The following is a 9,686-nucleotide window of genomic DNA, read 5'->3' as shown; positions in this document are numbered from 1 at the left end:
CGCGGCGCATCGCGAGGCGGCACTGGCGGCGCTGGCCTGGGCGGGGCAGGGCGGCGTCGCGCCGCCGGACGTCGTGCGCATCGCGCAGCAGGTCGCCCGCGAAGCCGGGCGCGCGCCGCGCGTCACGGTGGATGCCGGCGCGCACATGTTCTCGGCGACCGCGTTCTGGCAGTGCGAGGCGCCGCGCGACCTGCTGATCTCGAACGGGCTCGCCTCGATGGGCTTCGCGCTGCCGGCGGGCATTGCGGCGGCGCTGCACGAGCCTTCGCGCGGCGCGATCGCCTTCACCGGCGATGGCGGGCTGATGATGGTGGCGGGCGAGCTGGCGACCGCCGCCGACACCGGGGCGAAGCTGGTGACGGTGGTGTTCAACGACGGCGCCCTCTCGCTGATCGACATAAAGCAGCAGCAGCGCCAGCTGACGCCGTCCGGCGTGCGCTGGGCGCGGCCCGACTTCGCCCGGGTGGCCGAGGGCTTCGGCGTGAAGGGCTTCGTCGCGACGGACCCGGCGGAGTACCGCGCCGCGCTGCGCGCCGCCTTCGCGCATGACGGACCGAGCGTCGTGGACGTGCATGTGGACCCCGCCGGCTACCCGGCGCAGCTGCAGGCGATGCGCGGGTGAGCGAGGCACCGATCCCCGCCCTCACGCTCGGCACCGCCTGGGCGCGGCTCTGCGGGCTGATGGACGAGGCGGCGGAGAGCTTCGTCCGCACCTCCTTCTCCTCCGTCGTCCGCGACAACTGGGACATGGCGGTCGGGCTGATGGACAGCGCGGGGCGGCAGGTGGCGCAGTCCAGCCGCTCCGTGCCGAGCTTCGTCGGTACCATGCCGCGGACGCTCGCGGTGATGCTGCACCGCTACCCCGCCCATACGCTGCGGCCGGGCGACGTGCTGATCAGCAACGACGGCTACTACGGCACCGGCCACCTCAACGACATCACCATGGTCAAGCCGCTGTTCCAGGGCGGGCGCATCGCGGCCTGGATCGGCAGCACCTTCCACTGCACGGACATCGGCGGCGCGCCGTCCGTGGAGGCGCGCGATTCCTGGGAGGAAGGGCTGACCATCCCGGTCGCGAAGATCCTGCGCGCGGGGGAGGAGAACGAGGACGTCGTCGCCTTCCTCGAGGCCAATCTCCGCCAGCCCGATGAGGCGCTCGGCGACATCCGCGCACAGCTGGCGATGTACGACCAGGCGGAGCCGCGGCTGTTCCGCATCCTCGCGGAGGAGGGCATCGCCGGGCTCGATGCGCTGGCCGCCGAGATCTTCGGCCGCTCGGAGCGCGCGATGCGCGCCGCCATCGCCGCGGTGCCCGACGGCGAGGTGACGGACGAGGTCACCGCCGACGGCTTCGAGCATCCGGTGACGATCCGCCTGCGCCTGGCGATCCGCGGCGATGCCATCACGCTGGACTTCACCGGCACCGACGCGCAGATCGCGCGGCCCGTGAACTCGCCCCTGAACTTCACGCGGGCCTATTCCAACTACGCCGTGAAATGCGCCTTCGATCCGGCGACGCCGAACAACGACGGCAGCTTCCGCCCCATCGCGCTGGTCGCGCCGGAAGGCAGCATCGTGAACCCACGCCGGCCTGCGCCGGTCTGGGGCCGCCACCTGACCGGGCACTATCTGCCGATGCTGGTGCTGGCGGCGCTCGGCCGGCTGATGCCGGAGCGCGTGATCGCGGAGTGCGGCAGCCCGCTGTGGAACGTGTATTTCACCGGCGAGCAGCCGGACGGCCGCCGCTTCGTCCGCATGTTCTTCATGAATGGCGGGCACGGCGCGGCTGCGTCGCATGACGGCCCCTCCTGCCTGTCCTTCCCGTCCAACGTCGCGACGCAGCCGGTGGAGCAGTTCGAGAACGCGGTGCCCATGCTGATCACGGAGAAGGCGCTGATCCCCGGCAGCGGCGGCGACGGCGCGCGTCGCGGCGGACTCGGCCAGCGGCTGGGATTCGAGGTGGTGGGCGGGAAGCCGGTGACCGCGACCTTCCGGCACGAGCGCGTGCAGCATCCACCGCGCGGCCTGCTGGGCGGCGGGCCAGGGCGCGGCGGGCGGGACCTGGTGAATGGGCAGCCCGTGCCCGCCAAGGCGCGCATCGTGCTGCAGCCCGGCGACACCATCACCTTCGAGACGCCGGGCGGCGGCGGCTTCGGCGATCCCGCGGCGCGCAGCGCGGACGACCGCGCGCGCGACGCGGCGGAGGGCTATGTGGCGTGACCGCCCCGTTCCGCATCGGCGTCGATATCGGCGGCACCTTCACCGACCTCGTCATGCTCGACACGCGCGACGGGCGGCTTTTCAACGGCAAGGTGCTGACCACGCCGCACGCGCCGGAGCAGGCGGTGCTGGAGGGCGTGCGCAGCCTTCTCGCGCGGCACGGCGTGGCGCCGGGCGAGGTGCGCCACGTCATCCACGGCACGACGCTGGTGGCGAACGCGCTGATCGAGCGACGCGGCGTGCCGACCGGCTTCCTCACCACGCAGGGCTTCCGCGACGTGCAGGAGATCGGCACGGAGCTGCGCCACGACACCTACGACCTGTTCATGCGCCGTCCGGAGCCCCTGGTGCCGCGCCGCCTGCGGCTGGAGGTGCCGGAGCGGCTGCTGCCGGACGGCAGCGTGCGCACGCGGCTGGACGAGGCCGCGACGCGCGCCGCGATCCGCGCGCTGCGCGACGGCGGCGTGCAGGCCGTCGCGGTCTGCCTGCTGCACGCCTTCGCCAACCCCGCGCATGAGCGCCGCGTCGCGGAGCTGGTTGCGGAGGAAGCGCCGGAGCTGTCGGTCTGTCTCTCCGCCGACCTCGTGCCGGAGATCGGCGAATACGAGCGCGGCAGCACGACGATCGCCAACGCCTATGTCCTGCCGGTCTTCGCGCGCTACCTCGCGCGGCTCGATGCCGGACTGCGCGATGCCGGCGTGACCGGGCCGCTGTTCCTGATGCTGTCCGACGGCGGGACGGTCGCACGGGACGTCGCGGCGCGGCACCCGATCCGCCTGGTGCAATCCGGCCCGGCGGGCGGCGTGCAGGCCGCGCGGGTGATCGGGGAGGCTGCGGGCGCGCCGGACATCCTCTGCTTCGACATGGGCGGCACGACCGCGAAAGCCGCGCTGATCGATGGCGGCCAACCGGCGCGCAGCCTGGATTTCGAGGTCGCGCGCACCGACCGCTTCCGCAAGGGCAGCGGCCTGCCGCTGAAGGTGCCGGTGGTCGAGATGATCGAGATCGGCGCCGGCGGCGGCTCCATCGCGCGTGTGGATCCGCTCGGGCTGGTGCGCGTCGGGCCTGACAGCGCCGGCAGCGATCCCGGGCCGGCCTGCTACGGGCTCGGCGGCGCCGAGCCGACGGTGACGGATTGCGACCTGCTGCTCGGCTACCTCGCCCCCGACAGCTTCCTGGGCGGCGAGATGCGGCTGGATGTGCGCGCCGCGGAGGCAGCGATCCGCACGCGCCTCGCCGGCCCGCTCGGCCTCGGCTCCGTCGAGGCGGCCTGGGCGGTGCACGAGACCGTCAATACCGCCATGGCACAGGCGGCCGCGATCCACGCGCTGGAGAAGGCGCGGCGGATCGAGGGCTACACGCTGGTGCCGATCGGCGGCGCCGGGCCGGTGCATGCTGTGGAGGTCGCGCGCAAGCTCGGCATCGCGCGGCTGGTCGTGCCCGCGGGCGCGGGCGTCGCATCCGCCCTGGGATTCCTCGCCGCGCCCATCAGCTTCGCGCTGCTGCGCGGCCTCGTCGCGCCGCTCGCGACGCTCGACCTCGACGCGCTGCGTGCCATGCTCGCGGAGATGGAGGCGGAGGGCCGGGTCCTGGTGGCGCGCGCCGGGGTGGACGCCGCGGCGACGACCATCCGCGTCGCGATGCGCTATGCCGGGCAGGGCTATCAGGTGGAGGCGGATGTCGCGCGGCTGGACCGCGAGGCGATCCGGGCCGCTTTCGAGGCGGAGTACCGCCGCCTCTACGGCCGCACGGAACCGACGCTGCCGGTGGAATGCGTGGGCTGGCGCGTCACGGTCAGCGGGCCGATGCCGCGGCTCGACCTGGCAGCGGCATCGTCACCATCGGGTGCGGCCTCGCGCGGCGCGCGGCCCGCCTGGTTTGGCGGCCGCTTCGTGGACGTGGCGGTCTTCGACCGCGCCGCGCTGAAGCCCGGCGACGTCGTGCAGGGCCCCGCGCTGGTCGAGGAGCGCGAGAGCACCCTCGTCGTGCCGCCGGGCGCGCGCGCCACCTGTGACGCGGTGCTGAACCTGGTGGTGGAGGTGGGCTGAGTCGCGACGGCTAGACCGGCGTAGCCCTGACTGTGTTCAGGGCTACGCCGGTCTAGCTTCTATGGCCCGGCGATTCACGCCCTTCGCCGTGCCCACCTTCGGTATGCACACTCAGGGCGATCGCGGGCTACACCGGCGTCCGCCATTCCGGGTGCGCGTCCGTGGTGCCACGCACCACGCGCTCATACGCCGCCTGCAGCCGCTTGGTGACGTCGCCCGGCGTGCCGTCGCCGACCGGGAGGCGGTCCACGCTGGTCACGGGCACCAGCTCCTGGCCGGTGCCGCAGAGGAACACCTCCTCGGCCACGTAGAGCTCGCTGCGATCCACCTCGCGCTCCTCCACCGCTATGCCCTGCTCGCGCGCCAGCGCGATCACCGTGTCGCGCGTGATGCTCTCGAGGATGTCGCTGCTGCGCGAGGGCGTCGCCAGCACGCCGTCGCGCACCAGGAACAGGCAGGCGGCGGCGGCCTCGCTCACCTTGCCGCGGGCGGTCAGCAGGATGGCGCTGTCGTAGCCGTCGGCCTTGGCCTGCAACGTGGCGAGGCGCGACGCATGGTAGTTGGCGCTCGCCTTCACGCGCGGCGGCATCGCGTTGTCCGGCAGCCTTGTCCAGGAGGAGACCTGCGCGGCAAGGCCCGTCGCGAACTTCGTGCTGCGCTCTCGCGGCAGCGCGGCGGCGATCCAGCCGACCGGTCCCGTCGTCGCCATCATGCCCATGCCCTCGATCTGCACCTGCAGGCGCAGATAGGCGTCGTCGTCCGGCTCGTTCAGCCGGATCACGTCCAGCACCGCCTGGCGCAGCACGTCGAGTGCGGGCGGGTCCTTGAGGCGCAGCACCTTCATCCCCTGGCCGAGCCGCGCCAGGTGCTCCTCCAGCCGGAAGACGGCGAAGCGGCCGGTCGTGGGATGGCGGTAGGCGCGCAGCCCTTCGAACACCGCGATGCCGAAGGCGACGCCGAGCGCCAGCGGGTGGATGCGCGCCTCCTCGAAGGGGATGGGGCGGCCGTTGTGGATGATGATGCGGGCTTGCCACATGGCCGCTTGCTCCCCGGTCCGGTCGGCGCGACTCTGGCGCCGCGCAGGGCAGCTGGGAAGGGCCGATGGAACCGCTGCAGGGACTTCCGCCGGGCATCCGCGCGCGCATCGTCGCGGGCGTGAACGGCCTCGACATGCACGTGCTGGAAGCGGGCGAGGCGGGCCGGCCGGCGCTGCTGCTGCTGCACGGCTTCCCGGAACTGGCGTATTCCTGGCGCAAGGTCATGCCGCCGCTCGCCGCGGCCGGCTTCCACGTGCTGGCGCCAGACCTGCGCGGCTATGGCCGCACCACGGGCTGGCGCGCGGAGTACGACACGGACCTGACGCCCTTCCGCCTGACCGGCCAGGTGCGCGACATGCTCGGGCTGCTGCATGCGCTGGGCATTTCGCGCGTCCATGCGGTGATCGGCCACGACTACGGCTCGCCGGTCGCGGCCTGCTGCGCCCTGATCCGGCCGGATGTCTTCGCGCGCCTCGTGATGATGAGCGCGCCCTTCGCCGGCGCGCCGGGCTGGGACGCGGCGCCGCGCGACACGGTGCATGAGGACCTCGCCGCCCTCGATCCGCCGCGCAAGCACTACCAGTGGTACTACGCGACACGCCCGGCGAACGAGGACATGTGGCATTGCCCGCAGGGCGTGCACGCCTTCCTGCGCGCCTACTACCACCACAAGAGCGCCGACTGGCCGGAGAACCGGCCCTACGAGCTGGCCGGCTGGACGGCGCAGGAACTGGCCAGACTGCCAACCTACTACGTCATGCCGCTGCACGCGACGATGGCGGAGACGGTGGCGCCGCACATGCCCTCCGCCACGCAGGTCGCCGCTTGCCGCTGGCTGCCCGATGCGGAGCTGGCGGTCTATGCCGCGGAATACGGGCGCACCGGGTTCCAGGGCGGGCTGAACTCCTATCGCTGCGGGACGGGCGGCAGCAACGCGCTGGAACTGAGGCTGTTCAGCGGGCGGCGGATCGAGGTGCCGTCGCTGTTCGTCGCGGGTGCAGCGGATTGGGGCATCCACCAGTTCCCCGGCGCGCTGCGCCGCATGCAGACCGAGGCCTGCGCGGATTTCCGCGGGCTCCACCTGGTCCCCGGCGCCGGCCACTGGGTGCAGCAGGAGCAGCCGGAGGCCGTGACCCGCCACCTGCTGGACTTCCTGCGCGCGACCGGCTGATCTAGCGGTGACGAGCAAGGGGGAAACGCCGCGCCCATGGCCGTGATCGCCAGCACAGCCGATCCGCGATCGGAGAGCTTCAGGGCGAATGCCGCGGCGATGGAGGCGCTGGTCGCGCAACTGCGCGCCACCGTCGAGAAGGTGCGCGAGGGCGGCGGGGAGATGGCGCGGCAGCGGCACCTCTCCCGCGGCAAGCTGCTGCCGCGCGAGCGCATCCGCACGCTGATCGACCCGGCATCGCCCTTCCTGGAATTCTCGCAGCTTGCCGCACAGGGCATGTATGGCGAGGACATCCCGGCCGCCGGGATCATCACCGGGATCGGTCGCGTCTCCGGCCGCGAATGCGTGATCGTCGCGAACGACGCCACGGTGAAGGGCGGCACCTACTACCCGATCACGGTCAAGAAGCACCTGCGCGCGCAGGAGATCGCGCAGGCGAACCGGCTGCCCTGCATCTACCTGGTGGACAGCGGCGGGGCGAACCTGCCGAACCAGGACGAGGTTTTCCCCGACCGCGACCATTTCGGCCGCATCTTCTTCAACCAGGCGCGGATGTCCGCGCAGGGCATCCCGCAGATCGCGGTGGTGATGGGCAGTTGCACCGCCGGCGGCGCCTATGTGCCGGCCATGTCCGACCAGGCGATCATCGTGCGCAACCAAGGCACCATCTTCCTGGGCGGCCCGCCGCTGGTGAAGGCGGCGACCGGCGAGGTGGTGACGGCGGAGGAGCTCGGCGGCGGCGACCTGCACAGCCGCACCTCGGGCGTCACGGACCACCTGGCGGAGAGCGACGCGCATGCGCTGGGGCTCGCACGGCGGATCGTCGCCGGGCTGAACCGGGCCAAGCCGCAGGGCGCCGACGATTCCGCGCCGCCCCGGGATCCGCTGTTCGGCGACATCGGCGGCGTCATCCCCGCCGACATCCGCGAGCCCTACGACGTGCGCGAGGTGATCGCGCGGATCGTGGACGGGTCGGAGTTCGACGAGTTCAAGCCGCTCTACGGCCCGACGCTGGTGACGGGCTTCGCGCGCATCTGGGGCTATCGCGTCGGCATCGTCGCCAACAACGGCGTGCTGTTCAGCGAGAGCGCGCAGAAGGGCGCGCATTTCATCGAGCTCTGCGACCAGCGCGGCATCCCGCTGGTCTTCCTGCAGAACATCACGGGCTTCATGGTCGGCCGGAAATACGAGGCGGGCGGCATCGCCAAGGACGGGGCGAAGATGGTGACCGCGGTGGCCACCGCGCGCGTGCCGAAGTTCACGGTGATCATCGGCGGCAGCTTCGGCGCCGGGAACTACGGCATGTGCGGCCGCGCCTATTCGCCGCGCTTCCTGTTCATGTGGCCGAACGCCCGCATCTCCGTCATGGGCGGCACCCAGGCCGCCAGCGTGCTGGCGCAGATCCGCCGCGACGCCATCGAGGCGAGGGGTGGCACCTGGCCCGCCGAGGAGGAGGCGAATTTCAAGGCGCCCATCGAGGCGCAGTACGAGGCTCAGGGCAATCCCACCTACGCCAGCGCACGGCTGTGGGACGATGGCGTGATCGCGCCGGACGACACGCGCATGGTGCTGGCGCTGTGCCTCTCCGCCGCGCGCAACAACCCGGTCGCCGGCTGGAACGGGGAGGCGCGCTTCGGCGCGTTCCGGATGTGAGGGGCGGGGTCTTCGTGCCGGCGCTGTCGGTCGCGCCCCCACCCCGACCCTCCGCCGCCCTGCGGGGGAGGGAGCGTTGGCGCGAACTGCTCCCTCCCCTGCGCAGCGGGGGAGGGTCGGGGTGGGGGCGCGAGCGGAGCTCCGGCGCGAGGCGCGCGACGCCATGACCTTCTCCACCCTCCTCATCGCCAACCGCGGCGAGATCGCCTGCCGCGTCATCCGCACGGCGCGCCGGATGGGCCTGCGCACCGTCGCGGTGTTCTCCGATGCCGACGCCGATGCGATGCACGTCGCCATGGCCGATGCCGCGGTGCGCCTCGGCCCCGCGCCGGCGCGCGAGAGCTACCTGAACATCCCCGCGCTGCTCGACGCTGCCCGCGCCACGGGCGCGGAGGCCATCCATCCGGGCTACGGCTTCCTCTCCGAGAACGCCGAGTTCGCGGAGGCTTGTGCCGCCGCCGGCCTCATCTTCGTCGGCCCACCGCCCGCCGCGATCCGCGCCATGGGCAGCAAGGCCGCGGCGAAGGCGCTGATGGAGCGGGCCGGCGTGCCGCTCGTGCCCGGCTATCACGGCGAGGACCAGTCGGACGCCACGCTGCGCGCGGCCGCCATGCGCATCGGCTTCCCCATCCTGGTGAAGGCCAGCGCCGGCGGCGGCGGCAAGGGCATGAAGATCGCCCGCGACGCCACGGAACTTGAGGAAGCCATCGCGCTGGCGCGCGGCGAGGCCGTCTCCGCCTTCGGCGACGACCGCCTGCTGCTCGAGCGCTACCTGACGAAGCCCCGCCACATCGAGGTGCAGGTCTTCGCCGATACCCAGGGCAACGTCGTGCACCTGTTTGAGCGCGACTGCTCCATCCAGCGCCGCCACCAGAAGGTGGTCGAAGAGGCACCCGCGCCCGGCATGAGCCCGGAGCGCCGCGCCGCCATGGGCAAGGCTGCCTGCGACGCGGCGCGCGCCATCGGCTATGTCGGCGCGGGCACGGTGGAGTTCATATCGGAAGGCGACACCTTCGCCTTCATGGAGATGAACACCCGCCTGCAGGTGGAGCACCCGGTCACCGAGGCGATTACCGGCCAGGACTTGGTGGCCTGGCAGCTCCGCGTCGCCGCCGGCGAGCCCCTGCCGCTGACGCAGGACCAGCTCCGGATTGCCGGCCACGCCATCGAGGTGCGGCTCTACGCCGAGGACCCGGCGCGCGACTTCGCGCCCTCCGTCGGCACGCTGAAGCACCTGGCGCTGCCCGACGGCGAGGGCATCCGCGTGGATGCCGGCGTGCGCGGCGGCGACACCATCCCGATCCACTACGACCCGATGGTCGCGAAGGTGATCGCGCAGGGCGCGGACCGCGAGGAAGCGCGGCGCCGCCTGCTGCGCGCGCTGAACGCCACCGAGGTGGTCGGCGTCCGCACGAACCTGCCGCTTCTGCGCGCCATCGTCGCGACGCCGGCCTTCGCCGCCGCCGACCTCGACACAGGCTTCATCGCGCGCCACCCGGGCCTGCTCGCGCCCACGCCCCCCCCGCCGCGCGCCGCGCTGGCCGCCGCGGTGCTGCG

At 72.8% G+C, this 9,686-nt stretch carries 7 protein-coding genes; 6 read left to right on the top strand and 1 reads right to left on the bottom strand.

The window, feature by feature from the left end; all coding sequences use genetic code 11:
- The 3 genes from OZN99_RS18155 to OZN99_RS18145 form a co-directional block, all read left to right on the top strand.
- Positions 1–622, top strand: a 622-nt coding sequence (locus OZN99_RS18155) for a thiamine pyrophosphate-dependent enzyme (protein WP_270936677.1), incomplete at its 5' end; no start/stop codon positions are given.
- On the top strand, positions 619–2,220 hold the full coding sequence (locus OZN99_RS18150; RefSeq protein WP_270936676.1) for a hydantoinase B/oxoprolinase family protein: 1,602 nt from the start codon (positions 619–621) through the stop codon (positions 2,218–2,220). The genes OZN99_RS18155 and OZN99_RS18150, both read left to right, overlap by 4 nt.
- Positions 2,217–4,268 (top strand): hydantoinase/oxoprolinase family protein, encoded by a 2,052-nt coding sequence (locus tag OZN99_RS18145; RefSeq protein ID WP_270936675.1) that lies wholly within the window; start codon positions 2,217–2,219, stop codon positions 4,266–4,268. Before OZN99_RS18150 ends, OZN99_RS18145 begins: the two co-directional genes overlap by 4 nt.
- 127 nt (positions 4,269–4,395) lie before the next feature.
- Here the strand turns inward: OZN99_RS18145 and ilvE are convergent, their stop codons facing one another.
- A complete protein-coding gene (gene ilvE / locus OZN99_RS18140) occupies positions 4,396–5,304 on the bottom strand; it encodes a branched-chain-amino-acid transaminase (RefSeq protein WP_270936674.1) in 909 nt (302 codons plus the stop codon).
- A 65-nt stretch (positions 5,305–5,369) separates the two neighbouring features.
- Here ilvE and OZN99_RS18135 point away from each other — a divergent pair, with 65 nt between their 5' ends.
- From OZN99_RS18135 to OZN99_RS18125, 3 genes are all read left to right on the top strand, one after another.
- The gene (locus tag OZN99_RS18135; RefSeq protein ID WP_270936673.1) at positions 5,370–6,476 is read left to right on the top strand and encodes an alpha/beta fold hydrolase; all 1,107 of its coding nucleotides are present in this window, start codon (positions 5,370–5,372) and stop codon (positions 6,474–6,476) included.
- Positions 6,477–6,512: 36 nt separating this feature from the next.
- Positions 6,513–8,129: a carboxyl transferase domain-containing protein gene (locus tag OZN99_RS18130; RefSeq protein ID WP_270936672.1), complete on the top strand. Its 1,617-nt coding sequence runs from the start codon at positions 6,513–6,515 to the stop codon at positions 8,127–8,129.
- Positions 8,130–8,292: 163 nt separating this feature from the next.
- On the top strand, positions 8,293–9,686 hold a 1,394-nt coding region (locus tag OZN99_RS18125), incomplete at its 3' end, for an acetyl-CoA carboxylase biotin carboxylase subunit (protein ID WP_270936671.1).

The sequence above is a fragment of the Falsiroseomonas oryzae genome, assembly GCF_027856955.1.
Lineage (GTDB): Bacteria > Pseudomonadota > Alphaproteobacteria > Acetobacterales > Acetobacteraceae > Falsiroseomonas > Falsiroseomonas oryzae.
This window is presented reverse-complemented; position numbering and strand designations above follow the sequence as displayed.